This window comes from Rhizobium sp. CCGE531, from assembly GCF_003627795.1.
In the GTDB taxonomy this organism is placed as follows: Bacteria; Pseudomonadota; Alphaproteobacteria; order Rhizobiales; family Rhizobiaceae; genus Rhizobium.
The window spans coordinates 1,731,997-1,757,788 of the sequence record NZ_CP032684.1 but is presented as its reverse complement, the minus strand read 5'-3'; the positions used below and the strand labels follow the sequence as shown (position 1 = coordinate 1,757,788).

Here is a 25,792-nt window from a genome sequence, read left to right as displayed (position 1 = left end):
TCGTCGATCACTCCTCACTATTGCGATGATAAATGTGCCTGTAGCTGCCGGATTAATTGACCTCTTCCAGCTCGATCAGCGTGCCGAAGAAGTCCTTTGGATGCAGAAACAGCACAGGCTTGCCATGGGCACCTATCTTGGGATTGCCGTCGCCCAGCACCCGCGCGCCGGCTGCTTTGAGGTGGTCGCGGGCGGCGAGAAGGTCTGGGACTTCGTAGCAGATATGGTGCATGCCGCCGTCCGGGTTTTTGGCGAGGAACGACGATATCGGCGAATTCTCGCCCAAGGGCTCGAGAAGTTCGATTTTCGTGTTGGCAATCGCCACGAAGGCGACGGTGACACCATGTTCTGGTAGGGCTTGTGGCTCGGAGACCGTGGCGGCGAAGCTATCGCGATAGCGCGCGGCGGTAGCTTCGAGATCAGGCACCGCTAGGGCGATGTGATTAACCCATGTCAGGATGTCATGCATTGCGCAGCCTTCCCTCTGTCAGATCGAGCACCGCGCGGGCCGCATCGACGACATTTGTGCCGGGCCCGAACACCGCGGCTACACCGTGCTCGTACAAGAACTCGTAGTCCTTGCGGGGAATGACGCCGCCGCAAACGACTATGACATGGTCGGCACCCTTCCTCTTCAAGAGAGCAACAAGTTGAGGCATCAGTGTCTTGTGTCCAGCGGCGAGCGATGAGACACCGATGACATCGACCTTGTTCTCGATCGCTAGATCGGCCGCCTCATCGGGAGTCTGGAAAAGCGGGCCCGCCACGACATCAAAACCGATATCTCCGAAAGCCGAGGCAATCACCTTGGCTCCCCTGTCGTGCCCGTCCTGTCCGAGCTTGGCGACGAGAACTTTCGGTCGACGCCCCGATTTGCGGATATGTTCAGACACCCGGCCTTTCAGGGTCTGATATTCCGGATCGTTCTCGCTCGCCGGGCCATAGACGTCAGCGACGACTTCAGGCACTGCCGAGTGATCGCCAAAGGCCTCGCGCATGGCGTCCGAGACCTCCCCGACGCTCGCGCGCGCCCTCGCTGCCTCGACTGCGGCGGCCAAAAGATTTCCCTGACGGGTGCGCGCAACCTCCTTCAAGCCCTCAAGCGCTGCCGCCCATTTCTGAGGATTACGGGTCTGGCGGATTTTCTCAAGCCGTCTGATTTGCGCGTCGCGCACCGCATTGTTGTCGATGTCGAGAGTCTCGATCTGATCCTCTTCCGCCAGCCGGTACTTGTTGACGCCGACGATCACTTCATCGCCGCGGTCGACGGCAGCCTGTCTGCGCGTTGCGGCCTCTTCGATCAGTCGCTTCGGCAGGCCGGTGTCGATGGCCCTGGTCATGCCGCCCAGTTCCTCAACTTCCTCGATCAGCGCCCAGGCCTTTTCGGCAAGTTCGGCAGTCAGGCTCTCGACATAATAGGAGCCCGCCAGGGGATCGACGACTTTGGTGACGCCGGTCTCATGCTGAAGGATGAGCTGGGTGTTGCGGGCGATGCGGGCGGAAAACTCCGTCGGCAGCGCGATCGCCTCATCGAAGGAGTTGGTGTGCAGCGACTGCGTGCCGCCGAGTGCGGCCGACAGCGCCTCATAGGCGGTGCGGACGATATTGTTGTAGGGATCCTGCTCCTGCAGCGACACACCGGACGTCTGGCAATGGGTGCGCAGCATCGAGGACGGGACCTTCTTCGGCGAAAACTCCTCCATGATCCGCGACCAGAGGAACCGCGCGGCGCGCAGCTTGGCGGCCTCCATAAAGAAATTCATGCCGATGGCGAAGAAGAAGGAAAGTCGACCGGCGAAATCGTCGACATCGAGGCCCTTGGCGATCGCGGCGCGGACATATTCGCGGCCGTCGGCGAGCGTGAAGGCGAGTTCCTGCACCAGCGTCGCGCCGGCCTCCTGCATGTGGTAGCCGGAGATCGAGATCGAATTGAACTTCGGCATTTCCTTCGAGGTGTATTCGATGATGTCGGCGACGATCCGCATCGACGCTTCCGGCGGATAGATATAGGTGTTCCGAACCATGAACTCCTTGAGGATGTCGTTCTGGATCGTGCCGGAGAGTTCGGCACGCGACACGCCCTGCTCCTCGCCGGCGACGATGAAATTGGCGAGGATCGGGATGACCGCGCCATTCATCGTCATCGACACCGACATGTCCTGCAGCGGGATTTTTTCAAACAGGATCTTCATGTCCTCGACTGAGTCGATCGCCACGCCCGCTTTGCCGACATCGCCGGTGACCCGCGGGTGGTCGCTGTCGTAGCCTCGATGCGTGGCGAGGTCGAAGGCGACCGACAGGCCCTTCTGGCCGGCGGCGAGCGCCTTGCGGTAAAAGGCGTTGGATTCCTCGGCGGTCGAGAAGCCGGCATATTGCCGGATGGTCCAGGGACGGCCCGCGTACATGGTGGCGCGTGGCCCGCGTGTGAACGGCGAGAGCCCTGGCAGCGAACCGAGATGGGCAAGGTTCGCCGTATCCTTTTCCGTATATAGCGGCTTGACGGCGATGCCCTCTGGCGTCTGCCAGATAAGGCCATCGGGCGAGGTCCTGAGTTCCTTCTCGGCGAGCTTTTCCCAGTCGGCAGAGGGTCTTTTCTGGGTCATTGAATGTCTCCCTTTCGAAGTTGGCGGGTCCCAGTCCGTCGACGGCAGGATCTGTGTAGTTGCTCGACAACGTGTGCCGGTGTCACTCGAACTCCATGATCACTTCGTCGACCGCGAGGCTTTTGCCCACTTCGGCCTTGATAGCCTTCACCTTGGATTTCCTCTCCGCCTTCAGCATGTTCTCCATCTTCATTGCCTCGACGGTGGCAAGCGGCTGACCGGCTTCGACCGTATCCCCTTCGCTGACCAGCACCTGGGTGATGACGCCCGGCATCGGGCAAAGAAGTTGCTTTGACGTATCGGCCGGTTGCTTCACCGGCATATACTGCGCGAGTTCGAAAATGCGCGGCGTCATCACGTGGTGGACCATGTCCACACCACCGAAGCGCAAGCGCCAGCCGGTGCTAACGCGCGCTACTTTTATGCTGAGCCGCTGGCCGTTGATCACAAAGGCGGAGAGAGTCGCGCCCGGTTGCCAGTCGCTTTCGACCGTGTGGTTGATGCCGTCGCCATAGGCGATGTTGATGACGCGGCCTTCATCGGCCACCCTCTGCGGCCAGGACTGATCGCCACCGACGGCGACGAAGTCCTCGCCGAGCTTTCGGGTGTGATTGGCGAGCGTTCCGGAGATTTTGGTGCGGCGGTTTTCTTCGACCAAGTGAACATAGGTAGCAACGGAGGCGAGCAGTCGCGCCTGATCGTTGTTCGGTGAAACGCCTGCAAAACCGTCCGGCCACTCCTCGCCGATGAAGGCCGTGGTAATGTTGCCGGACTGGAAGCGCGGATGGGCCATGACGGCCGATAGGAAGGGGAGGTTGTGGCAGATCCCCTCGACCTCGAACCGATCGAGCGCCGTTGCCATTGCGTCGATCGCTTGACTGCGGCCCAGGGCCCAGGTGCAGAGCTTTGCGATCATCGGATCGTAATACATCGAGATCTCGCCTCCCTCGCAAACGCCGGTATCGTTGCGGACGATAGTGCCGTCCGGCTGGTGGCCCTCCGCCGGTGGGCGGTAGCGGGTCAGCCGGCCGATCGACGGCAGAAAGCCGCGATAGGGATCCTCTGCATAAAGGCGGCTTTCCATCGCCCAGCCGTTAAGGACGACGTCCTCCTGCCGGATCGACAGCACCTCGCCATTGGCGACGCGGATCATCTGCTCGACCAAATCGATGTCGGTGATGAGCTCGGTGACCGGATGCTCAACCTGCAGGCGGGTGTTCATTTCGAGGAAATAAAAATTCCTTCTGCCGTCAACGATGAACTCCACCGTGCCGGCGGAGAAATAACCGACGGCCTTGGCAAGCTGCACCGCCTGTTCGCCCATGGCCCTTCGGGTCGCTTCGTCGAGGAAGGACGACGGTGCCTCCTCGATGACCTTCTGGTTGCGGCGCTGGATCGAGCACTCGCGCTCTCCCAAATAGATCACGTTGCCATGCTGGTCGCCCAGAACCTGGATTTCGATATGGCGCGGCTGGTCGACGAATTTTTCGATGAAGATGCGATCGTCGCCGAAGGAGCTCTTCGCCTCGTTCTTGGAGGCGGAAAAGCCCTCGCGGGCCTCCTGATCGCTCCATGCAATGCGCATGCCCTTACCGCCGCCGCCCGCAGACGCCTTGATCATCACGGGATAGCCGATCTCGGCTGAAATCTTCACAGCCCGTTCGGCATCGGCGATCAGGCCCATGTAGCCCGGCACGGTGGAGACACCCGCTTCGGCTGCAATCTTCTTCGAGGTGATCTTGTCACCCATCGCCTCGATAGCGCCGACCGGCGGACCGATGAAGGTAACGCCTTCCTGCTTCAACCGTTCGGCAAAGTTGCGATTTTCCGAGAGGAAGCCATAGCCTGGATGCACGGCATCCGCCCCGGTTTCCTTGACCGCCTCGATGATCCTGTCAATCACCAGATAGGATTGGGCCGAGGGGGCAGCACCGATATGCACCGCCTCGTCGGCAAGCTTCACATGCATGGCCTCGCGGTCGGCGTCTGAATAGACGGCGACCGTCTTGATGCCCAGGGCGCGGGCCGTGCGGATAACGCGACAGGCGATCTCGCCTCGGTTGGCAATCAGGATTTTCGTGATCATTTTTGGCCTAATCTTCAATCAGGAAAGTCTGTGAAGCTTCATTGTGCTTCCATTTGAGGCGAGCGCGATTGAGGCTCTCCGGCACGTTGACGACGCACGGCATCCTCACAGCGGTATCGTGTCGTGTTTGCGCCAGTGGCTTTCCTGCTTCTTCGAGCGCAGCATGGCGAAGGCACGGGCGATACGTTTGCGCGAGGAATGCGGCATGATCACCTCGTCGATGAAGCCACGTTCGGCGGCCACGAACGGGTTGGCGAAGCGATCCTCATACTCCCTGGTGCGGGCGGCGATCTTCTCGGCGTCCTTGAGTTCGGACCGGTAGAGGATTTCCGCGGCGCCTTTGGCGCCCATGACGGCAATCTCGGCGGTCGGCCAGGCGTAGTTGACGTCGGCGCCGATATGTTTCGAGGCCATGACGTCATAGGCGCCGCCATAGGCCTTGCGGGTGATCAGCGTCACCATCGGCACCGTGGCTTGCGAATAGGCGAAGAGCAGCTTGGCGCCATGCTTGATGATGCCGTTATATTCCTGCGCTGTACCGGGCAGAAAGCCGGGGACGTCGACCAGCGTCAGGATCGGGATGTTGAAAGCATCGCAGAAGCGCACGAACTTTGCGCCCTTGCGCGAGGAATCGATGTCGAGGCAGCCGGCCAGCACCATCGGCTGGTTGGCGACGACCCCGACCGTCTCTCCCTCGATGCGGATGAAGCCGGTGAGGATGTTGCGGGCAAAACCTTCCGAGATCTCGTAGAAATCGCCTTCGTCGGCGATCGCCAGTATCAACTCGCGCATGTCGTAGGGCTTGTTGGCGCTATCGGGGATCAAGCTGTCGAGGCGCACCTCCAGCCTTGCCGGGTCGTCGAAGAACGGTCGGACGGGCGGCTTGTCGCGATTGTTGAGCGGCAGGTAGTCGAACAAGTCGCGGATACGAAGCAGCGCCTCGATATCATTGTCGAAAGCGCCGTCGGCGACCGAGGATTTGGTCGTGTGGGTCTTGGCGCCGCCGAGGTCTTCGGCGGTGACGATCTCGTTGGTGACCGTCTTGACCACATCAGGACCGGTGACGAACATGTAGGACGAATCCCGCACCATGAAAGTAAAGTCGGTCATTGCGGGCGAATAGACGGCGCCGCCGGCGCACGGTCCCATGATCACCGAGATCTGCGGGATGACGCCGGAGACCTCGGCATTGCGGCGGAAGACTTCGGCATAGCCGGCGAGCGAGGCGACACCTTCCTGGATGCGGGCGCCGCCGGAATCGTTGAGGCCGATCACCGGCGCGCCGTTGCGGGCCGCCATATCCATGATCTTGCACATCTTCTGCGCGTGCGTCTCGGATAGCGATCCGCCAAGGACGGTGAAATCCTGCGAGAACACGTAAACCAGCCGGCCATTGATCGTGCCCCAGCCGGTCACGACGCCATCGCCGGGTACCTTGTTGTCGGCCATGCCGAAATCGGTGGTGCGGTGGGTGACGTACATGTCGTATTCCTCGAACGACCCCTCATCGAGGAGCACATCGAGACGTTCCCGCGCCGTCAGCTTGCCCTTCGAATGCTGGCTCGCAATTCGAGTTTCCCCACCCCCGAGCCGGGCCGCCTGTCGGCGTATTTCGAGTTGATCCAGTATTTCGCGCATTGTCTCGCCCCTTGATCCTCCTCACGCATTTACCGTGAGATGTTCACTTGCAAAACCGCGGAAGGTGTGAACATGTGCAAACCACAAAAACTTGACTTGCTTTTTGTGAAATTGTGAAATGGCGGCAGGAAAACTCTATATTGGTCGAAGGGTGCGCGAATTGCGCATTTCCAACGACGCGACCCAGGTGCAGTTTGCCGAGCGGCTCGGCATTTCGGTCAGCTATCTCAATCAGATCGAGAGCAACCAGAGGCCCGTCTCCGCTGCGGTGCTGCTCGCCTTGGCGGACAAGTTCAAGATCGATCTTTCCGACCTGTCCGGCGGGGAAAATGACCGATTGCTCTCAGCATTAGCCGAGGCGCTCACAGATCCGCTGTTCAGCGCTTATGGGGCAAACCTGCAGGAATTGAAGCTTGTCGCGCAAAACGCACCGGGGATTGCCCACGCGCTGATTGCCGCGCACCAAGCCTACCGACACAATTCCGAGCGCCTGGCGAGCATCGACGACACCCTCGGCCGCGTAACGGCGGCCGTCGAGCAGACGCCATATGAAGAGGTCCGCGACTACTTTCATTTCATGGATAATTATATCCATGAAATCGATATGATGGCGGAAAAGCTCGCCGCCGAAATCGGCATTGGCGAGCAGGACTCCTATACCGTTTTATCCTCTCACCTCGAAAACGCGTTTAAAGTTCACATCAGCCGCACAGCTGATAACGAAGATCTGATCCGAAGCTTTGACGAAGCACGGCGCGTGTTGACGCTCAGCCCATATCTCACTCAGCCAACGCGGGATTTCCAGATTGCCCTGCAGATCGCGCAGCTCGCGGCGGGGCCAGGGATCGACCGGCTTTTGGCCGCTGCCAACTTTCGCACGGGTCAGGCGACCGAAATATGCAGAATTGGCCTTCACAATTATTTCGCCGGCGCGCTTATTCTGCCCTATCGTCGATTCAAGCAAGCCGCACGTGAAGTGCGTCACGATCTCGACTTGCTGTCAGTAAAATTCGGCGCCAGTCTTGAGCAGGTGTGCCACAGGCTATCAACGTTGCAGCGCCCGGGTGACAAGGGAATTCCAATCTTTTTTGCTCGCATTGATCGGGCCGGCAACATCACCAAGCGGCACAGCGCGGCGAAACTTCAATTCGCCCGTTTTGGCGCGGCTTGCCCGCTCTGGAACGCGCATCGGGCCTTCGAAGCACCCGGACAAATCATCCGCCAGCTTGCCGAGACCCCTGACGGGGCACAATACCTTTGTGTCGCAACCCAAATCACCAAGGGTGGCCACGGATTTCAGGCGCCCCGCCAACACTATGCGCTCGCACTCGGCTGTGAGATTTCCTACGCGGATCATTTCGTCTACGCTGACAACATGGAAATACGCAATCGCGCTGCGTTTGACCCCATCGGCATTTCATGCCGCATCTGCGAGCGCACCGACTGCGCCGCCCGCGCTGTTCCACCTTATAAGAGCCAGTTGGTCATCGAACACCATAAGCGGGGCCGCCTGCCCTACCGCATCGGCTGATGCTTCGTTCGGTTCATTTCATCGGGCGCGTCGGGTTTAAGACAGGTGGCCGAGTGGCGTTCATCATTGGTCTAAGTGTAAAGCGGCTGGCACACCGAAACACCGAAAGGTCCTGCATCCATGAAGAACCAATGTCCGTCACCTTGACAGGGATCACAACCAACGACCCTGTGGGCAACAGATTTGTTAGGCGAGCCAAGAATTTGACTTGGCTGGAATGGGGCCGGGGATCGGGATAAGGGTACGCCTCGCGGCGCCGCCCCTCCCACACCCCTGGGCATACGGATCACGTACCGCGGCTGTTCGACCGGATTAAGCTTAGACAGAGACATAGAGACGGGGGAGACCGAGCGACTCGAAGTGGTGGTTGCGCAGGGTCTGTTGGACCGCCGGGTGTCCTGACATGTGCCAGAATCCCGACGGCGAACCGGCAGCAACCGCAGCCCGGAGCTTTGGCACGCCACGACGGCGCAACTCCTTGTAGCGGTTGTGGATGAGGCGCGGGCTTCGGCCGGTCAGGATCTGGATTGGCCTGATCTTTTCGACCGGTACATCGTCTTGGGTCAACGCCAGCAAGAGCGCCTTGTACTCGTTCAAGGTGATCGGCCAATCCGACGCCTCGTTCACCCTCTCGAACTCAGGCACAGGTGCGCTCCTGGGACCGACCGGCAGCCAATCGTGTTGGCAGGTTTTCGCCGATGGTGGTTGCGTGGCGAGATAATGCGCGAAACGTAGTTTCCATGCTGGCGTGCTCAGCTTAATCGATCTCCTGGGAGACCTCGCGGTGAAGCGGCTTCTGGCCTTGCGTCAACCGGCGTCCGAGGGCTTGAACAAATTGATCGTATCTTTGCGCCCCTTTCGCGCGAGCTTCCGCTTGGACCTCGTCAGGCAGGGGGACTGTCGCGTTCAACCAGAACCGGATGAACAGCGCCAAGGTCTCGCTGGCTATTTCCAAATCCCGTTCCAAGCACCTAAGGTTACGGTCAATGCGATCAAGACGCTTGACGACGACGGCTTCCCTGCGCTCATCCGCATCCGGCGAGAGGAAGGACGCAATGGCGGCTTCCGCAATCAACGAAGCCGATTGCTCCCGCCGATCGGCGAAGTCGGCGAGTCGCCGCTTCAAGTCCGGATCCAGGTATACCGACAGGCGCTGTTTTCTTTCGGCGGTTACAGCCATATCAAAGCTCCACCCCGTCATGCGGATCCATGGAGGCTTGGCGTGCGACTTGGCGCATACGGCGCGCGAGCATCCGCGCGGAGATCGCATCCCCCTCGGGCTCGTCGCGATCCAGATGAAACTCGTTGACTGATGACGTTGTCGCTTCGGGTGCTATATCCTTATGCGCCTCCAGCCCTGGCTCCCGGCGGAGGCCGGCATTCGCCTCATCCTCGCTTCCGTCTCCGTATTTGGGATGCACGGCTTTAGCGCCAGCAGCGCTATCGTCGGTTAGGGGTTTTCCTGTCAGTGCGACTAAGTCTGACCAGTCGTCCCTCGCCAGTGGGTTCTCGATGCCCGTGTCGCTCGGGGGAGCGGATATGACACGCTCCTTCAACCGAGCATCCTCATAATATCGCGCCTTCCTCGTCCGGATCGGTGGGATACCAGCCACCATGACGATCTCGTCGTCCGGCGGAAGCTGCATCACTTCCCCGGGAGTCAACAGCGGGCGCGCCGTCTCCGATCGCGAGACCATCAGATGCGAGAGCCATGGCGCCAGCCGATGGCCGGCATAATTCTGCATGGCGCGCATCTCGGTCGCGGTGCCAAGCGAGTCGGACACGCGCTTGGCGGTGCGCTCGTCATTGGTGGCAAAGCTCACCCGCACATGGCAGTTGTCGAGAACGGAATTGTTCGGGCCGTAGGCCTTCTCGATCTGATTGAGGCTCTGTGCGATCAAAAACGCCTTGATGCCGTAGCCTGCCATGAAGGCGAGCGCGCTTTCGAAGAAATCGAGGCGGCCGAGTGCTGGAAACTCATCGAGCATCATCAGCATGCGATGCCGACTTTCTCGCGCGTGAAGATCTTCCGTCAGCCGTCGACCGATCTGGTTGAGGACGAGACGGACGAGCGGTTTAGTGCGTGAGATATCGGACGGCGGAACGACCAGATAGAGCGTTGCCGGCTGTTCGCCCCCGACAATGTCGGTAATCCGCCAGTCGCAGCGGCGGGTAACGGTGGCGACCACCGGATCGCGATAGAGACCGAGGAACGACATGGCCGTGGACAGCACACCGGAGCGCTCATTGTCGGACTTGTTGAGGAGTTCACGCGCCGCACTGGCGATCACCGGGTGTGGACCATTCTCCCCCAGATGCTGCGTCGTCATCATTGCTGCCAACGTCGACTCGATCGGCCGGCGGGGGTCGGAGAGAAAGGCCGCGACACCGGCGAGCGTCTTGTCCTTCTCGGCATAGAGCACGTGCAGGATCGCGCCGACCAGCAGCGAATGAGACGTCTTCTCCCAGTGGTTCCGCTTCTCGAGCGAGCCTTCCGGATCGACCAAAACGTCGGCGACGTTCTGGACGTCCCTCACCTCCCATTCGCCTTTGCGAACTTCCAGTAGCGGATTGTAGGCGGCCGAGTTTGGATTGGTCGGATCGAAGAGCAGGACCCTGCCATGCCGCGCGCGGAAGCCTGCGGTGAGTTCCCAGTTCTCGCCCTTGATATCGTGGACAATCGCCGACCCCGGCCAAGTCAGGAGCGTCGGCACGACCAAGCCGACGCCCTTGCCTGATCGGGTCGGGGCAAAGCAGAGAACATGTTCAGCGCCGTCGTGGCGCAGATAGGCGTCGTCATAGCGACCGAGAACGACGCCGTCATTGCCCAAGAGCCCTGCCCTTTCGATTTCATTGCGCTCGGCCCAGCGGGCGGACCCGTAGGTGTGAACCTCCTTGGCTTCCCGCGCGCGCCAGATCGACATGGCGATTGCGGCAGCGACCGCGATCAGGCCACCAGATGCGGCAATGGCGCCGCCTTCGAGGAAGACATGCGGCGCATAGGCGTCATAGAAATACCACCACCAGAAGAGAGCCGGCGGGGGATAGAACGGCAGACCTGCCAACTCGAACCAGGGCGAACCAAGCCGCGGCTGAAATCCGAGCCGCCACGCGGTCCACTGCGTCGCAGCCCAGATCGTGATCAGCACGATGAGAAGCACGACAATGATCTGGCTCCAGAGAACGCGCGTAGCCGGCAAGTGGTTTGTCCCTTTCGCGGTCGAAGTGGTCCGACAGGAAAGCCGATTGCCACACGCGTTGCAACGCGCGCGAAACCGGGCATCGAAAGCCGGCGCAAGCTATCGCAAAAATACTTGCTGCTTGCGGCTCAGAGACCAAGGCCGCGCTTACGCCCAAAACTCCAGTCGACGCCGCCGTCCGCGCGGGCAACACCGGAGACGTGTTGGCCGATATGTTTTTCGATCGATGGCGTCCACGGCACGAGCTTGAAGCCGAGGCCATCGTCCACCATGGCGAAGCGGCCGGACGCGAGCGCGAAACGCTGCCGATACGTGCCCGAGACATAGTCGCCAGGGGCGGACGGCTGGGACCGCATGTTCCTCTCACGCGATAGCTTCTCACCGAGCGCATCGAGTTCGCGCTGACGCAGCGTGCCAATAAGGTTACGGCCGAAGACGATGTGCTCGCCCTCGCGCCGCGCCAACCCCTCCCCGATCAGATGTTGCGTTCGGGCTTCCATCGCCTGGCGGACATCGACCCCGAAACCGCCGCCGAGCTCGACCGGGTCGCGGGCAATCAGCTGGCGGTCGAGCCAGGTCGCGCCATCGGCCTTGATCTGCGCTTCGAGCGAGAGATCGGAACGAACGGCGAGCGCGACACGCCGAGCGCCTTTCGCATCCTCAAAGGCGCGCAGTTCAACGATCGAGCTCGGCGAGCCATCACCTGCCGCGTCGAGATCGGCAAACCGGATGTGGTGCGTACGGCCATCCGTGCCATCGACCACCGCAAACGCCGTGCCGTGCAGTTCGTCGTCGAGGCCGCGCTCAACCAGCCGGCCGGTAAGCGGCCGCTCCTGCGCCTCGCCGGAAAGCACATAATCCGCCGCACCGCGCTCGATCCCCTGCTCTGTGAGCGCCTGATGCATGCGCTTGATGATGTCGCCACGTAGGCCAAGCTCACGCAATGTCGCTTCCGCGTCGTCCCCCAACACCCACTGGCCGCCTCCGACGGATTGGGCGAGGCCAAGCCGCTCCAGATATCGCAAACGGCCGACCTTCTGGACGAGATAGGCGTCTGGCTGCTGATCGGGGAGCGGCGCCATATCAATGACGCCGTTCGGTCCGGCGTCGGCGGCGATCTGCCGATCGAGCGCCGTCCAGCGATCGGTCTCGATCTGGCGCTCAAGCGAACGGCTGATGTCGAGATCGGTGCGAGGGCCAAGTTCCTGTGTCACGAGATCCTGCGCCCGGTCGCGCAAGCCGCTCTTGATATAGTCACGGTCGATGACGAGATCCTGCCCGTTATCGGCGCGGCCGCGCAGAAGGACATGCACATGCGGATTGTCGGTGTTCCAGTGATTGACGCCGATCCAGTCGAGCCTGGTGCCGAGATCCTGTTCGGCTTGCTGCATCAGCTCGCGCGTAAAGCGCTTCAGGTCCTCCATGTCGACTGCGTCTTCCGGCGAGACGATGAACCGGAAATGATGACGATCTTCCTTGCAGCGATCGGCGAAGTCGTTGGCGTCGGCGTTGTCGGTCTCGGGGCCGAACATCCGCGCCTTCTCGCCATCACGGGTGACACCATCGCGGCGCAGATAGTTCAGGTGCCGGGCGAGCGGCCCGCGCGCTCCCTTGTTGCGCACGAAACGCGCCTTGACTGCGCAATGCCGCGAGCGACTGGTGATCAGGCGATTGGCGCGTACGCTCGCCACGCGGCCACGTGCGAAGCTCGGACTGCGGCCACGGCCGGAGGTCACCTTGCCGGACCGCGAGACGCGCCCGCCGGCCTTCTGAGCTGCGGCGAGCGCCTGGGCGATGAATGGCCGAGCGCGCCCAGCCTTGCTGGAGCGGATGCGCCCTGGCCGGATGCGGAAATCATCGTCACGGTTCATGCGGTTTGCCGCCACGATGTGCAGTTTTCGTTGAAATCACTGTATGATTTGAGAGTGCGCACATCGCGCATGTGGCCCGCGAGGTGCGGAAAAGCCGGAAAAGGCCAATCAAATCAACCGACCGTCCCAGCCGCGATGTGCGGCTTTTATCTTGCCTTCCTTCGGTCGTTACCGCCCCGCCTCCCCCGTCGCTCGCAACAGCTACGCCTCGCCAACCCACAACACGATGCAATACGCCATTCATTGCTGCGGCTCCCTCACTTGATCGCGGCGGATGAACAGGCCGTCTGAGGATGCCGCAAGCGCCGACAAATCAACGACTCGACGGCGGTCAAATGATCGGTCTGAAGGCTTATCCTCCGCTGGCAAGGCGTCGCCAGTTTCGACTGCAGTGCGCGCGAAAAACAGCGATGATTTCGCCCATTTGAAATGCGGTGAACGGTCAGCGCTCTGCACGACTATGGCGGCTTTTGTGTCGATCAATGGCACGATCTTCGCGAGATAATCGACGGTTTCAGCAGGCAACGGATTGCCGGTGACCAGGTGGCGTTCGTAGCGACGCGGACCGGCATTGTAGGCGGCGAGAAAACCGGGCGAACCATAGAGATCATGCAGTTCGGCAAGATAGGCAGCGCCCGCAAGGATGTTGTCGCGTGCGTCGAAGGGATCGTTGCCGAGCCGATATCGGACGCGCAGTTCCTCCCAGGTCGCCGGCATGATCTGCATCAGCCCCATCGCTCCTTTCAGCGACACGGCGCGCCGGTCGCCGGCGCTCTCGATCTGCATGACCGCGCGGATCCAGCGCTCGGGAATGGCAAAACGTTTGGCGGCTTCGCTGACATAGGCCGCCCACGGATCCGACTGTCCGATCGTCGCCCGAGCGAGCATCCGGTGCTGTGCCGGCGGATCGGCGAGCACCGCGCTCGGCAGTACAGCGACCAAAAGACCGGCGACGAGCCGCGCGACGGTGGCAGAAATGGCAGCGCATGCACCGCCGTCCCGAACCGCCGAAAGCCTGCCATCGTGCTCACTGCGGTCAAGGGCAAGGCTTCGCCGTCGGCTGAGATTTTCCGGACGGGCAACGCGGCCGGACATGTCTGCCGCCCGGAAAATCCGCCGCCGCCCTGGACCTTCGCTGCGCGCGATGGCGCGGCGAAAGGCGATCGGGTCGAGGGGATTGACCGGCGCCCGATCGATCAAGGGGATTGGGCCGGACGATGCATGAGAACGATTGTCGCGCATGATCACGCCTGCTCGTCGCGCTTCGACTTGCGCGTCCAGTGCAGGTTCCATGAATCCTTCTTAGTGTCGGACTCGAACAGCCGAGCGCGGATCGGCTCGACGAAGGACGGATCGTCGATCGCGACCGAGAGGTAGGCGCCGGCGCGCTCGCCAGTGCGGTCCCAGGCCGCGCCCACTTCCAATCCGCTGGCGAAGACCCGGTGGTTCGGTGCGTTCTCGACCTCGGCTTCTTCGATCAGCAGGATGGTCACTTCGACGTCGAGTGTCAGCGTGCGTATGCGGCCGAAAAAGCCGTCGGCATTGCGGGTGAATGTTCCAATCTGTGACATGGGCACTACCTTTCTTCGTTAGTGAAATGAGCTCTCAGGGCTCGTGAGAGGCTGGCGGGATGTGTCCGCCGCCGGATCAGGATCGCCGGTCGTCCAGACCGGAATCGCCCGGCCGACGACGGAGGTGAGAGGGAGCGCCCCGAAATACCGGCTGTCGAAGCTGTCGGGGCTGTCCCAGTTCATCAAGAAGGCCTGGTCCTTGCCGATCGTGATGCAGCCCTGCCAGACCGGCAGAGGACGCCCGCGTGTGTCGCGCTCGAGGGCGGCGCCATAGACCATGTCATAGGCGGAGATCGCATTACCCTGGCGGCAAACTCTGGTGCCGGAGAGCGCCAGGACACGCTTCAAGAGCGGCAGGCCCTTTGGCAAATATCGGCGTTCGTCCATGAAGCGGGCGACGTCGTCCGGCGGCATGACCGCGACGAGATCGGTGACATCGACATCGTTCCCCGGCTCGATGCGATAAAGCCCGATCGGAGCGCTCGCAGATGCATTCCAGATCAGCTTCTTTTGCGGATGGATGAAGATCGAGGCGGTCGCGCCAAGAGCCGAGACATAGGTCGCAATGACCCAGGCAAAGCGTGTCATCGATGCTCTCCTTGTGTAGGCGGTTCGCCGATCGCAGCGCGCTTCAGCCACGCGCGGTGTTGGTCGAGCGCATAGGCACGGAACGGCTCGTTGACGCTCAGACGATTGTGGATATGCCGCCAGTGGTCCGGCGCGACGTCGGCCGGGACGATCCCGAGCCGCTCGATCGCATCGATGGCCTTGAGCACCGTTTCGACCTTTGGCCAGCCATGGAGCCTGAGCAGGATTTCGCCGCCGGGACGGACGAACGGCAGCGTCTGGTACGGCTCGCCGGCGCCGACGGCGCGTACGATGTCGATGCGCGAAATAATCGTGCCGTATTGGTTCGCCGCCCAGCGGACGAAGGCGAATACGCTGCCGGGCGCAAAACCGACGATGCGGCGATGACGGTCAAGCCGCTGGTCCTCGGCAATGGCGCCAAAGCGGATCCAGTGCTCGATACGCTTCTCGCGCCAGGTCAGCTCGACCCGCGTTGTGCCGACGGCAAAGCTTTCGGGCGTCGAATGTCCGGTCATCGCGCGCCTCCGACAGTGCGGAATGGAAGGCGCGCAGGATCGAAACGGCCCGCGGCGGTATCGTCCACAGTCAGCGATTTGCCGGAGTGCGTTAGGAAGAATCCGAAGGATTCTATGTTAGGGAAGTTAGAGGGGGCCGATTTCGGCTTGGAACGCCAATGGGTTACGACCTGTTTGCGTTCCCGATAGCACGGGGATGGCGTTCCGGATGGCACGGGTTCGAGCGTTCCCGATAGCACGGGCGCATCCACAGCCTGTCCACAGCGGCCGGTTCCACGGATCGACAGAAATCCGCTCATGACATGGCTCCCACAGTTTTGCGGGCCGCGGGGTGTTCGGGGCGCGCCGGTCGGAAGGTCAGCCGCTCGCGCCCGTCCGGATCGATCGAAAGCGCCAACCGGTAGTTCGGAAGCGGCTGGCGGCCGACGATGGCCCTGATCTCGAAGCGGAAGCGACGGAGTGGTGAAAGGCTGCCGGACTTGAGATGCAGGTGCTCGAGATCGAAGCTCCAGCCCCATCTCTGGCGGCCGCCATGCTTGCGCACGAGGCGGTAAAGCCAGCGCTCGAGGCCGCCTGTCAGATTGAAATAGGCTTCGTCGATGGTGAGGATCAGGGCGTTGTCGAGGACGCCGGCGTAGAACCAGTCGGCGAGAATGAGCTCGATGCCGAGCGGCCGGCCGTTGGCATCCAGCCGCTCCTTCCATTCGGCGATCCAGGAGAAGCGGTGGCGCCGCCGTTCGGACGGCTGGCGGATCGACGTCACGACCGTCGTGGATTGCAGCCGGTCAAGCGCGGCTTTCAGCCGTTCGTAGCTGCGCGCGGAGTCGTCGCGATTGATGAAGGAAAGGATTTCATAAGGGGTGGCCGACATGAAGCGCGAGGTGCGCAAACCCTTGTCGCGCGCCTCGACGACCTGCGACGCAGCCCAGATCAGAATATCTGCGTCCCAGATGGTCGCCATGCCGTATTCGGCGGTGGCCTCGACGCGGATCCAGACGTCGCCCATGCGGAAGTCGATCGGCCTCACGCGGCGGGATTTGGCGAGTGAAAAGAAGGGCCAGGACATCAGGTCCTGCGCGTCACGGGCGGCGATACCGCCGCCGCGCGCCTGGAACAGTTCAAGCTGCTGTCCCTGATATGTCCTGTGCGTCGACATCGGCAGCAGCACCGGTCAGCGCGCCGCGCCGGCGGCTTGGCCGCCGATCGGCAGCGCCGTTGCCCGCTCGGAGGTGGACTGGCGCGCAGATGCCCTCACCCAGGCTTCAAGGTCGGCGACGGAGTAGACGACGCGGCCACCGAGCTTGCGATAGACCGGGCCCGTTCCTTCGCAGCGGTGCTTTTCCAGCGTCCGGGGAGAAAGATCGAGCAGCCGCGCAGCCTCGGGGGTGCGCACGAAGCGCGGCCAATCGGGATCGGTTTTCTGCTGCATCGGAGGCCTCCGTCTCAGCCGCCGCGGAAGGGGCGGATCGGTTGCGACGATGGCGAAGATTGGCGGGCAAGGCGGAGTGACAAAAAGAGCGGCGTCCTGCGAGTGTCCCCCTCGCGAAGACGAGGTGGCATGCTGCAGAGGCTTTTTGTGCGGGATGGTTTTGTCTACTCGGAGTCCGGCTTGATTAGACGGCGATAACCGTCCTTGATCAGGTCCTGCGCAGTCTTGAGCAGACGGTGAAGCCGGCGGCGCTCCGGCGAATTTTTCCAGTCGATGGAGCGCAGTTTCCTGAGCGCCGGGTTCAAGAGCACGCCTGCCACTTCCTGTCGGGAGACGCCCTTATTGACCCCATCCCAGGCTCGCAGCATCAGGCTGAAGCGGTGGATGCGATAGGGCGAGAAGCGTTGCCAGCGCGGCCAACGTCCGGAGGGCTGGCCGGATAGCCAGCGGTGCCATCGCTGCAGGCTTTGGAGGCGTTCTGCCAGATGCGCATCGAGCGGAATGAGAACGGCCGCCCTGAGCGGCGCATCGCCCTCCGGAAACCAAAGGCGATGGACACCTTCGCTGTCGCTGAGCTGGACATGCAAGCCCTGGCGCTGAACGGTCCGTTCGGCAGGCAGATCTTGCGGCACAATGGACAAGCAATCGTTGAAGCCCGGCGGCGCGGGCGCAATGATAAGTGTCGCGGGATCGAGTTCCGGCAGCCAGATCGGACTGGACTTTGTGGCAGGCTGGTAAGGGTCAGCAGGGAAACAAAACGCCCCATCGCCGGGTAAGACCCTCCCTTGCGGCAATGACGGCTTGCTGGTCCGTCAAACTGTCGCCGGTCGCCGTGTCATAATGCTCGCGATACTCTTCATTGCGACGCAGGAACTCGAAGCTGATGCCGCCTCTATCCAGCCGGCCGAGCGCCTCTTCAAACTTCGGCGAGCGCCAATCCTCTAATGGTTCCATCGGCATGACCCTTTCCGGATGCGAACATGAGAGAGCCGGTCATGTATCCTTGGCGCGGAAAATGGAACAACCCATAATTTTGGAATAGCGACCTCCCAAAATGCCCCCAATACGAGCATTCCGCGGTAGCGGCACGTGAGGGATCGGAAGGCTATTGCGTGCGAGGATCGAGCAGGTGCCGATAGCCCGTTTCCGTCATCCACCGTGCCCGCGCAAGATGCGTTTGATAAATACGTTCTGCGCGAACCGGATCGGTCTCGGGATCGATGCCAAAGATGATCTTCACCGCCTCGCGCCAGTCTGCCCCCTCTGCATCGGCGTCCAGCAGCCGCAGATAGGTCGCGAAATGCGCCTCATCGTAATCGTTGACCCGGTCGGTCAATGGCGGGCCGTCTTCCCGCAGCGGCTTGCTCATGGATCGATCCTCACCATGCGGGCGCCCGGTTTGTTTTGGTGCTGGCCCCATCGACCTGCGTCAAGAGTTTCACAAGCATGACGTTGCAGCAAGCCCACATTAGGGGTAGCTCATGACGTGACGTTGATCGGTTTGGAGAAGAAACTTGGCGGGCATTAGTCCTCGTTGCGGAGGAATTCGATCGGATCGATCCCCAGCGCAAGTGCGAGCTTGTCGAGCATGTCGACCGAGGCCGCGAACTCTTCGCGTTCGAGCATGCCGACATAGTTGCGATTGATGTGGGCACGATGGGCAAGCTCTTCCTGCGACATGGATTTCTCCTGTCTTACGCGACGCAGGTTTCTGGCGACTCTCTCCCTCAGGCTCATTGGCGAGGAGTCGCTGGATACCTAATATACTACCACCCAATATATTAGGTATTCGTCGCCGTGGCCAGTCGTCTATTCGGAAAGTTTGTGGGTCGAAAACGCGAGCCGGGCGCAAGCCCGGCGAGCCCGCGCGCCAAATCGGCATGGCGCTATACCGTTATTGGGGGTTCCCGGTACCGGACGAATCCGTCAGGTTCTCGAATACCCAGACTTGACGTGTGGCGGGCCGGGGACCGGAAGCGTGATTTGCCCGCTTCCGGTCCCAATGTCATTACGCCCGCTCGAGCAAGCTCTTAGCCTTCACCTCCAGATCAAGCCGCGTGTCCTGATGCGATTTGGTGCGGGCATGCGCCGTCATTCCCTGCACGAAATCGAAGATGCTTTCCGGCGGGCGGCCTTCCTCTTGCAACACGGCATCGATGATCTTTCCCGTCTCCGCCTTGCTGAAGCCTCGCTTGCGAAGGAACGTCTGGCGATCCTCATCGCTGCGGGCAACGATCCGCTCCCTTGCTGCTTTGATGCCGGCAACGAAGGGCGCGGGGGACGAATTGGCGAAGCCCGTCAAAGCGGGTGCGGCCTCATGGGCAAAGCGCTGGGCCGCAAACTTGGAATGCCGAATAGTGATTTCCTCGAAATTCTCGCAGCCCCACAAATTGCGATTCATGCAAACGGCGCGCAGGTAGAAGCTCGCAATCCCAAGGGTCTTGCTGCCGACTTCGCTGTTCCACGCATAAAAGCCCCGGAAGTACAAATCCGGCTCTCCGCTCGGCAGGCGTCCGGCCTCAATTGGATGGGTGTCGTCCACCAAGAACAGAAAAACGTCGCGGTCGCTGGCGTAGAGTGTGGTAGTGTCCTTCGTCACGTCAACGAAAGGGTTGTGCGTCATGGTCGCCCAATCCAGCACGCCCGGCACCTTCCACATCGTATCGCCGACGCCATCGCCCGCGATTTTCATCACGGCTTCCACCAATCTCCAATCATGAATGCGGCCGTAATCCGGACCCGTCACCGCCCGAAGCTCGATTCGGCCTTCATCCGCCTCATAGGTTTTCACGAGTTCAGCCTGATGCGAAAGCAGGCCGTGCTGTAGGTTGATGGCTGCTAGCGGCGCGGGAAGCTGGCGCATATAAGTCGCCGGTGCACCGACGATGCTGCAAAGCTGGCCAAAGCTCCAATGTGTCGGTGCAATTGGTTGATCCTGACCGGGAACGATCAGCGAAAGCCGCTCGGCGTTGTCGCGGCTGGCCTCGACGCGCACCGCACGACTTTCCACGGTCCGCGCCGTCGCACGATCCGCTCGCGCCTTCACTGCGTCGTAAAGCTCCGTCAGCGACAGAAAACGCTCGTCGTCCGGCCGCGAAAACCATTCCGATGAGACGCGTCCGACGCGCTCGCCGCGCGAAATGTCCACGCGAAAACCTCCGCTGACCTGCTGGCTGTTCTGGCTGCTATTGATGATGTTCATGTCCTTGCTCCTTTTCCCTTGGATGCCGGAGGCATGTCCCTCGACATGCTTCCCGGGGGCGCGCGAGCGCGCGGGGATGGAGGGGGCAAATGCCGGCGAGCACGGCCGGGCTGCCAGCGTGAGCGGGACCAGATGGAGAAATTGGGTGGTGATTGCTGTGATCAGTCCTGCGAACCGGCGGGCCTGCCATGCGCAGGCGGCGTTTGCGGGGAGCAAGGGGGAAAGTCTCCCTTGGCTCCCCTACTCAAATGGTGGGTTTTCTGTCGGCGTCCGAAGGACGCTTGGGCTGCGCTCGACCGGAAGTGCCCGGAAAACGAGAATGGAGTGTGTAGGCGCTGTTGTTAGAAGCGGCCCGGGCGAGGCTTGGAAAGCGACGCAATCGGGGCTTTGGCCATGTTTCCCTGCCCGGAGGTGCAAATCTGCACTTTGCGCTCTGAAGAATTTGCCTGTTGAATGCCGGGGGTCAGCTTAGAGGAAACTGACTGACAGAAGAGCATTTCGGAGACTTTAGAATGCAAAGATCATTGGATATCCCAGCAATTGTGGGATTGACTGCAGGACTTCCGAGCATGGATTTGCAGGCTCTTACGGTCGATGCCATCCGCTCCCACAGACACCGCCTGGAAAAGGCCCAGCAGCTTTGGGAACTGTTGCCTCACGAGGTCCAGGCGGGCAAGGCGAGCGGTGGCGCTCAGCATCTCGCCTATATTGAAGCGGCAATGGAGATGCATGCGCAAATGTATGTGCTCAATTCATTGTTGAAGAGGCTCGGCTATATTCCAAAGGTTCCCGCAATCTAAGCGGCCGCTTCGTAGCAGTTACCGATCGATCCTGTCTTGTAGAGCGGCGAGTGTTGGCTCTTGCTAGCAAAGCGGCCAAGCGCCGACAGGGCCCCGCCAGCGGGGCCCTGTCGCATTACTCAGCTTGCGGCGCGGCGGCGTGACCAGATGAGCGCCAGTTCGTTGCTTTCGGTTTCGACCAGGCTGGCGTAGATCGGGGCGGCGAAGCTCGGATCGTCCAGCTTGACGGAGAGGTAGGAATTGCCCTTGTCGGACTGCTTCTTCCACGCCGCCCCGAATTCGACGGCTGCTGCGAGCACGCGGTAGTCCGGACCGTTTTCGGTGTCGCCCTCGGCGGGCACGAACTTCACGGACTTGACGTTGAGGGTGAGGGTCTTGACGGAGCCAGAGATTTCGCCGGTTTCGGAGCGGTTGAAGGTGCCAATGGTAGCCATGATGCGATGTCCTTTTGCTGATCGGACCGCGCCCGTCGCGATCTCGATGACGGTCGTTGGACCGGGGACGATCGGGCCGCACCAGCATGGCCGGAAATGAAATGGCGGACGGCCGAGAGCCGTTTTTTTGAATTCGCGATGCAAAGCCGGCCAGGCCGGCGGCGGAAAAAAGCGGATGGCGGACGTTGCGGACTTGAGATCGAGGTGGCGATTGCGCTGCCGGTCTTCGGTCAGACCAGATCAATCGAGTTCGCGTTGGGCGTGATCGTTGTCAGTGAAACGAGGGCAGCCGCATCATGGCTACCATCGGAGCATTCAGTTCTCTCGGTCAGAGGTTTCTCGGGCTCGGCCGCAACACGGCTTAATCTCACGGCTTCTAAGTGCCTTCCGCCGATTGAGGAGAGCACGCATGACGGACCGGACTTTTGCTGTTCTCGGTGTGACTGCGGATGAACTGTCAGAGGATACGGGACCGTTACCAGGGTCCATTCCTACCTCGTTGCCAAGCTGGAAGATCCACCTGTCGTCGTCGACCTTCGATGGGTGGATCGGACACAAGCACCGGGCTGTCGTTCAGCCCGGTGACGCTCTGCGTCATTGCGAGTGAGGACATCCACCGGCCGCGCACGGCAGGCGCGACCGGCACGGCAGCCACGTCGCTGCTAGCCAACCGTCTCCACGACTTCGTAGCCTGTGAGGAACGCCCCCATGCCTTGATTGAGCAGGATCAGCAAATTTTCTTTCGTCAAGGGGGCGGTTCGGATCCGTTCCAGTCGGTAGGCGTCGACATCATCGTGATCCTCCGCCAATTCTTCACGCATACTAATGACGGCGGCCCTTGCCTCGTCCAGATCGGCAAAATATTCGGACCGAATGCCGGTTTCCTTCCAACGCGGCTCTTCCCGACGGGAAATCATTGAATAACTATAGAATTCCAAAGTCTGTTGCTGTGCCATCGGCTACTCCTTGTTTGTCGACAGATGGAAGCCGCCACAGTCGCACCTTCTGCAAACCGCGCAATACTGTGAATCGTGCAAGGTTTGTGCGGCCAAAGCCGCGCGCTCAACGCCATGCCGTTAGCCGAGAGATGGCTGAAACAGCCACAAATCCACCGCCTGCTAGGCAAAGACATTGCCGGATGAAGCCCTCCATCTGGACGCCATTGAGGACGCCGAACATCAGGGCATAGCCTGCGACGGCGGCAGGGGTTGCGTAGATCACGGCGACGGCCAGTCTTGCCGCAGGATGCCGCTGGATAGCTTGCAGATAGACGAGTGCCGAAAACGATGAAACCGCAGCCACCAGCCCGAAGACCGCCACAATGGCAATGGGCGCGCCGCAAGCGATCGCCAACCGGCCCGCTGCAAGCCCGGCCATGAGAGGCAGGGCATAGGCCGCGAGCCTAAAGGCCAGAACACACAACCCGAGAAGGAGTGCTACGGCCATCAGGATCACCGGTGTCATGAGCGGCATTCCTTCCCTACAAGGATCCTTCCGTCCTGTTCATTGTGTTCCAAGGTCTGGTGGCATGATGCCCATGTTTGCGTCGAGGTCACGGCCGCGCCCTATGGCGCGGCCGCGAATTTTCTCAGTTGGCGGGAAGAGGCCGGAGCGTTGCCGCTCCGGCCAACTCGCTTACTCGGCGGCTTCCGGGAAGACGATCTCTCCAGCATGTGGAACGTCTTCTTCCGTGTCGAAGGCCTCCAAGCCTTCGTCCGGTCCTTCTTCTGGCGACACCGAAGCGGGTCGCTCACTGCGCAGGAGCTTCGGCAACCACTCGGTTTGCCCGAGAAGCTGCTCGGCGGCCTCCGCCATCGGCGCCTTCTTCATATCCGCGATGCGCTCCGCCGCTTCGTTGCCGCAGGCTTCCCTAACGGCGGCGAGGATATGAGCCTTGGTGACACGCCCGAGATAGGTGCGAACGGTCGGCCTCCAATGCTGGCTCATGTCCAATCGAAGCGCCGTTGCCAGCCGGTCCGCAGAGCGCTGCGTGCGCGGGCGCTGCTCCCATGGCAATTTGACGGCGTTGACCGTCATTGACGCGCAATGGGCGAAGAGCGCCATGACGCTCACGTGATCAAGTCCGGCAATGAAGCCCCACAGATCGGCCACGTCGCGCGGCATGTCCGTCGCCCAACCTGTATGGCGATCCGCCAGCATTTTCGCCGCCGCCGTGTCCTCGATGCCGTCTGCATGGCTGGACAGCGCTGGGCTCGTCGGGCGGATTTCGAGGGCGTGAGCTTCCGCGCCGCGATAAAAGGTCTGCGCGGCGAGAGCATGGGTGACGGCGATCAGGGTTATTTCAGGCTGCTCGCCAAGAGCAAGCTGAAGCCCCAACGTCCGGTGCGCGGTCAGGTCACGGGTCAGAATGTCGGAAACCGGCTGCGCCGCATCGCCTTCCTCTTCCTCTGGCGGCTGATTGCCGGAACCGGAAGACGGGTCATCGCCCTGCCCTTCTCCATCATCGATAACCTCGCCGTCAGCGTTGACACGCACGCCGTCGATGATGGTTTCGCCATCGTCCATGGTATCCGCATCCGGCTTCCGCCTCTCATCGTCGGGCCTGATGAAGCCGCGTTCGATGCGGGCCGTGCCATCGTAGTTGAGCGACACGAACGCGCCGCCGCCGGCAATGTCCTCGGGATCGTAGGCATGGCGCAGGGCGTCAACGCGCTCAATCTCCGCTTCAAGCTCGGCAAAGCGCTGATCGACATCGGGCGGCAAGTCCTCTTCGGTGGCTTCCCATTCCGCCGTCAACCGGTCAAACTCTTCCTGTGCGGCATCCCGGGACGCGAGGTCTTCCGGCGAAAGCTCGACCGGCTGCGGATAGGAGCGGCGAAATCCGTGGGCGTGCGGATAGTCGATGAACGCTTCTGCCCACTTCCAACCCTCCGTCGCCGGTAGCTCGGCGGCGGTGCTTTGCAGCTTTTCGAGAACAAGCCGATCCAGCAGCGCCGCGTCCTCGAAGTAGCCGCCGCGATCCTCGGTAAAGAGGTCGCGAAAGATCGTGCCGCCCGCCTCGGCATAGTCTTTGGCCCCGATGAAGATCGCCTTGCGATCACTTGCCGATACATGGAAACGCGTAAGCTCGCGGCGGATGATGTAGGCTTCGCGATTGTAGCCAAGGCTGTCATGGACCTGCTCTTGACGACTATGGTCGTCCGACACTGTAAACGCCATCAACTGGTCAAGGTTGAGGCTGCCATCGTGATAGAACTGCATCAGCTTCGGGCTCACCGCTCCAAGCCGCAACCGCTGCTTGACGACATGGGCGGTCACGCCGAACCGGGCGGCGATTTCCTCCGCTCCCCATCCCCGGTTCTCCGCGAGCTCACGGAAGGCTTCGAACTGGTCAGCAGGATGCATATCGGTGCGCGTGACGTTCTCGTCCAGGCTGATTTCGAACGGGTCGTTGGCCGTATCGATGACACAGCGGACCGGTTCGCTTTCGCTGATCTCCCCACGCTTGGCTCGCACCAATTGTGCCAGCCTGCGGCCTTCGCCGATGGTCACGAAGTAGAAGCCGGTTGGCTCGCCATCCGCCTCCAGTTCCGGTTCGACCACAAGATTTTGCAAAATACCCTTGGCGCCGATGCTCGCCGCATAAGTTTCGATCGTGTCATTGCTGTGAGGGGTTTTCCGCGCGTTGCGGGGCGACTTTTTGAGCTTGTCGAGCGGGATCAGGATTTCCCCGCCGCTTGCAAGAGCGGTCGCGGTTTGCCCTGCCGCCGCCCCGGTATCTTCAGGGGCGGGTAGCATCGCCACGATATCCCCCGTCTCCTGCCCGATGCTGCGAAGGTTTTCGTCCGCAGCCGTGTTTTCTTCCATCGCAATCGCGGCGGCTTTCGCCTTCTTTGCTGTCCTTGCCATTGTTCCAATCCTTTCCTTGGTCAATGCCGGAGGCATGTCCCCGACATGCCTCCCGGGGGCGCGTGAGCGCGCGGGGATGGAGGGGGCAAATGCCGGCGAGCATCGCCGGGCTGCCAGGCCGAGCGGGTCGGATCGAGATTCTCGGAGGTAGTTGTGACCGTACCGGCTTGCGAGCCGGCGGCCCTGCCATGCGCAGGCGGTGTTTGCAGGGGAGCAAGGGGGAAGACCCCTTGGCTCCCCCTGTGATGCTGCGACCTTTCGAATCTGCCTTGTTGAATATTAATCCCGCACGGCCTGAAACCAGCGATACGGGGTCGTGAGCCTACGATGAAGCGCGAGAATGCCGCACGCGACCGGAAGTCCTACGCGCACAGTCACCAAAACCCCCGGAAATTCGCATTCCTCTGAACACCGCTTTGGTTCAATTCTCTGCTGATGTCGGACTTTATGGCCA

Annotated in this window: 25 protein-coding genes; 2 read left to right on the top strand and 23 right to left on the bottom strand. The window is 61.4% G+C overall.

Going from position 1 to position 25,792, the window contains the following annotated elements:
- Nucleotides 1-52: 52 nt before the first annotated feature.
- From mce to CCGE531_RS08650, 4 genes are all read right to left on the bottom strand, one after another.
- Entirely contained in the window at nucleotides 53-460 is a 408-nt protein-coding gene (mce, locus tag CCGE531_RS08665) for a methylmalonyl-CoA epimerase (RefSeq protein ID WP_120666645.1), read from the bottom strand.
- Between the two features lies 1 nt (nucleotide 461).
- A complete protein-coding gene (gene scpA, locus CCGE531_RS08660) occupies nucleotides 462-2,603 on the bottom strand; it encodes a methylmalonyl-CoA mutase (protein WP_120663794.1) in 2,142 nt (713 codons plus the stop codon).
- 82 nt (nucleotides 2,604-2,685) lie between these two features.
- Complete coding sequence (locus CCGE531_RS08655) at nucleotides 2,686-4,689, bottom strand: acetyl/propionyl/methylcrotonyl-CoA carboxylase subunit alpha (protein WP_120663793.1); 2,004 nt, start codon at nucleotides 4,687-4,689, stop codon at nucleotides 2,686-2,688.
- A gap of 105 nt (nucleotides 4,690-4,794) precedes the next feature.
- Nucleotides 4,795-6,327 carry an acyl-CoA carboxylase subunit beta gene (locus CCGE531_RS08650; protein WP_120663792.1) on the bottom strand — a complete coding sequence of 511 codons (1,533 nt, stop codon included), beginning with the start codon at nucleotides 6,325-6,327 and terminating at the stop codon, nucleotides 4,795-4,797.
- Between the two features lie 118 nt (nucleotides 6,328-6,445).
- Here CCGE531_RS08650 and CCGE531_RS08645 point away from each other — a divergent pair, with 118 nt between their 5' ends.
- Nucleotides 6,446-7,858 carry a short-chain fatty acyl-CoA regulator family protein gene (locus CCGE531_RS08645; protein WP_120663791.1) on the top strand — a complete coding sequence of 471 codons (1,413 nt, stop codon included), beginning with the start codon at nucleotides 6,446-6,448 and terminating at the stop codon, nucleotides 7,856-7,858.
- A 318-nt stretch (nucleotides 7,859-8,176) separates the two neighbouring features.
- On the opposite strand, the gene CCGE531_RS08640 is transcribed toward CCGE531_RS08645, so the two are convergent.
- From CCGE531_RS08640 to CCGE531_RS08570, 15 genes are all read right to left on the bottom strand, one after another.
- Nucleotides 8,177-8,503 (bottom strand): hypothetical protein, encoded by a 327-nt coding sequence (locus tag CCGE531_RS08640; protein WP_120663790.1) that lies wholly within the window; start codon nucleotides 8,501-8,503, stop codon nucleotides 8,177-8,179.
- Nucleotides 8,504-8,615: 112 nt separating this feature from the next.
- The gene (locus CCGE531_RS08635) at nucleotides 8,616-9,038 is read right to left on the bottom strand and encodes a CopG family transcriptional regulator (protein ID WP_205586993.1); all 423 of its coding nucleotides are present in this window, start codon (nucleotides 9,036-9,038) and stop codon (nucleotides 8,616-8,618) included.
- A 1-nt stretch (nucleotide 9,039) separates the two neighbouring features.
- A complete protein-coding gene (locus CCGE531_RS08630) occupies nucleotides 9,040-11,058 on the bottom strand; it encodes a conjugal transfer protein TraG (RefSeq protein ID WP_120663788.1) in 2,019 nt (672 codons plus the stop codon).
- A 128-nt stretch (nucleotides 11,059-11,186) separates the two neighbouring features.
- Nucleotides 11,187-12,929, bottom strand: coding sequence for a VirD2 family relaxase/mobilization nuclease (locus tag CCGE531_RS08625; RefSeq protein ID WP_120663787.1), 1,743 nt, complete (start codon nucleotides 12,927-12,929; stop codon nucleotides 11,187-11,189).
- Between the two features lie 240 nt (nucleotides 12,930-13,169).
- Complete coding sequence (locus CCGE531_RS08620; protein ID WP_245459024.1) at nucleotides 13,170-14,222, bottom strand: lytic transglycosylase domain-containing protein; 1,053 nt, start codon at nucleotides 14,220-14,222, stop codon at nucleotides 13,170-13,172.
- Entirely contained in the window at nucleotides 14,174-14,500 is a 327-nt protein-coding gene (locus CCGE531_RS08615) for a DUF736 domain-containing protein (RefSeq protein ID WP_120663785.1), read from the bottom strand. The genes CCGE531_RS08620 and CCGE531_RS08615 overlap by 49 nt, the downstream gene beginning before the upstream one ends.
- 18 nt (nucleotides 14,501-14,518) lie before the next feature.
- Nucleotides 14,519-15,088, bottom strand: coding sequence for a S26 family signal peptidase (locus CCGE531_RS08610; RefSeq protein WP_120663784.1), 570 nt, complete (start codon nucleotides 15,086-15,088; stop codon nucleotides 14,519-14,521).
- Complete coding sequence (locus tag CCGE531_RS08605; protein ID WP_120663783.1) at nucleotides 15,085-15,603, bottom strand: DUF2840 domain-containing protein; 519 nt, start codon at nucleotides 15,601-15,603, stop codon at nucleotides 15,085-15,087. Before CCGE531_RS08605 ends, CCGE531_RS08610 begins: the two co-directional genes overlap by 4 nt.
- 295 nt (nucleotides 15,604-15,898) lie before the next feature.
- Nucleotides 15,899-16,759 (bottom strand): replication initiator protein A, encoded by an 861-nt coding sequence (locus CCGE531_RS08600; RefSeq protein WP_120666643.1) that lies wholly within the window; start codon nucleotides 16,757-16,759, stop codon nucleotides 15,899-15,901.
- 15 nt (nucleotides 16,760-16,774) lie between these two features.
- Nucleotides 16,775-17,032, bottom strand: coding sequence for a helix-turn-helix domain-containing protein (locus tag CCGE531_RS08595; RefSeq protein WP_120663782.1), 258 nt, complete (start codon nucleotides 17,030-17,032; stop codon nucleotides 16,775-16,777).
- A gap of 164 nt (nucleotides 17,033-17,196) precedes the next feature.
- Entirely contained in the window at nucleotides 17,197-17,664 is a 468-nt protein-coding gene (locus CCGE531_RS08590) for a DUF2285 domain-containing protein (protein WP_245459021.1), read from the bottom strand.
- Nucleotides 17,665-17,773: 109 nt separating this feature from the next.
- Nucleotides 17,774-17,992: a DUF6499 domain-containing protein gene (locus CCGE531_RS08585; RefSeq protein ID WP_120663781.1), complete on the bottom strand. Its 219-nt coding sequence runs from the start codon at nucleotides 17,990-17,992 to the stop codon at nucleotides 17,774-17,776.
- Between the two features lie 145 nt (nucleotides 17,993-18,137).
- The gene (locus CCGE531_RS08580; RefSeq protein WP_120663780.1) at nucleotides 18,138-18,401 is read right to left on the bottom strand and encodes a DUF2285 domain-containing protein; all 264 of its coding nucleotides are present in this window, start codon (nucleotides 18,399-18,401) and stop codon (nucleotides 18,138-18,140) included.
- Nucleotides 18,402-18,556: 155 nt separating this feature from the next.
- A complete protein-coding gene (locus CCGE531_RS08575; RefSeq protein ID WP_120663779.1) occupies nucleotides 18,557-18,769 on the bottom strand; it encodes a helix-turn-helix transcriptional regulator in 213 nt (70 codons plus the stop codon).
- A gap of 271 nt (nucleotides 18,770-19,040) precedes the next feature.
- Nucleotides 19,041-20,234: a DUF932 domain-containing protein gene (locus CCGE531_RS08570; RefSeq protein WP_120666639.1), complete on the bottom strand. Its 1,194-nt coding sequence runs from the start codon at nucleotides 20,232-20,234 to the stop codon at nucleotides 19,041-19,043.
- Nucleotides 20,235-20,746: 512 nt separating this feature from the next.
- Between CCGE531_RS08570 and CCGE531_RS08565 the strand changes: the two genes are divergently transcribed.
- A complete protein-coding gene (locus CCGE531_RS08565) occupies nucleotides 20,747-21,034 on the top strand; it encodes a transcriptional repressor TraM (RefSeq protein ID WP_120663778.1) in 288 nt (95 codons plus the stop codon).
- 119 nt (nucleotides 21,035-21,153) lie between these two features.
- Here the strand turns inward: CCGE531_RS08565 and CCGE531_RS08560 are convergent, their stop codons facing one another.
- From CCGE531_RS08560 to CCGE531_RS08545, 4 genes are all read right to left on the bottom strand, one after another.
- A complete protein-coding gene (locus tag CCGE531_RS08560) occupies nucleotides 21,154-21,468 on the bottom strand; it encodes a DUF736 domain-containing protein (RefSeq protein ID WP_120666637.1) in 315 nt (104 codons plus the stop codon).
- A gap of 662 nt (nucleotides 21,469-22,130) precedes the next feature.
- Entirely contained in the window at nucleotides 22,131-22,424 is a 294-nt protein-coding gene (locus tag CCGE531_RS08555; protein WP_120663777.1) for a hypothetical protein, read from the bottom strand.
- Between the two features lie 106 nt (nucleotides 22,425-22,530).
- Nucleotides 22,531-22,932, bottom strand: coding sequence for a hypothetical protein (locus CCGE531_RS08550; protein WP_162943867.1), 402 nt, complete (start codon nucleotides 22,930-22,932; stop codon nucleotides 22,531-22,533).
- Between the two features lie 171 nt (nucleotides 22,933-23,103).
- Complete coding sequence (locus CCGE531_RS08545; protein WP_120663775.1) at nucleotides 23,104-25,338, bottom strand: ParB/Srx family N-terminal domain-containing protein; 2,235 nt, start codon at nucleotides 25,336-25,338, stop codon at nucleotides 23,104-23,106.
- Nucleotides 25,339-25,792 lie beyond the last annotated feature (454 nt).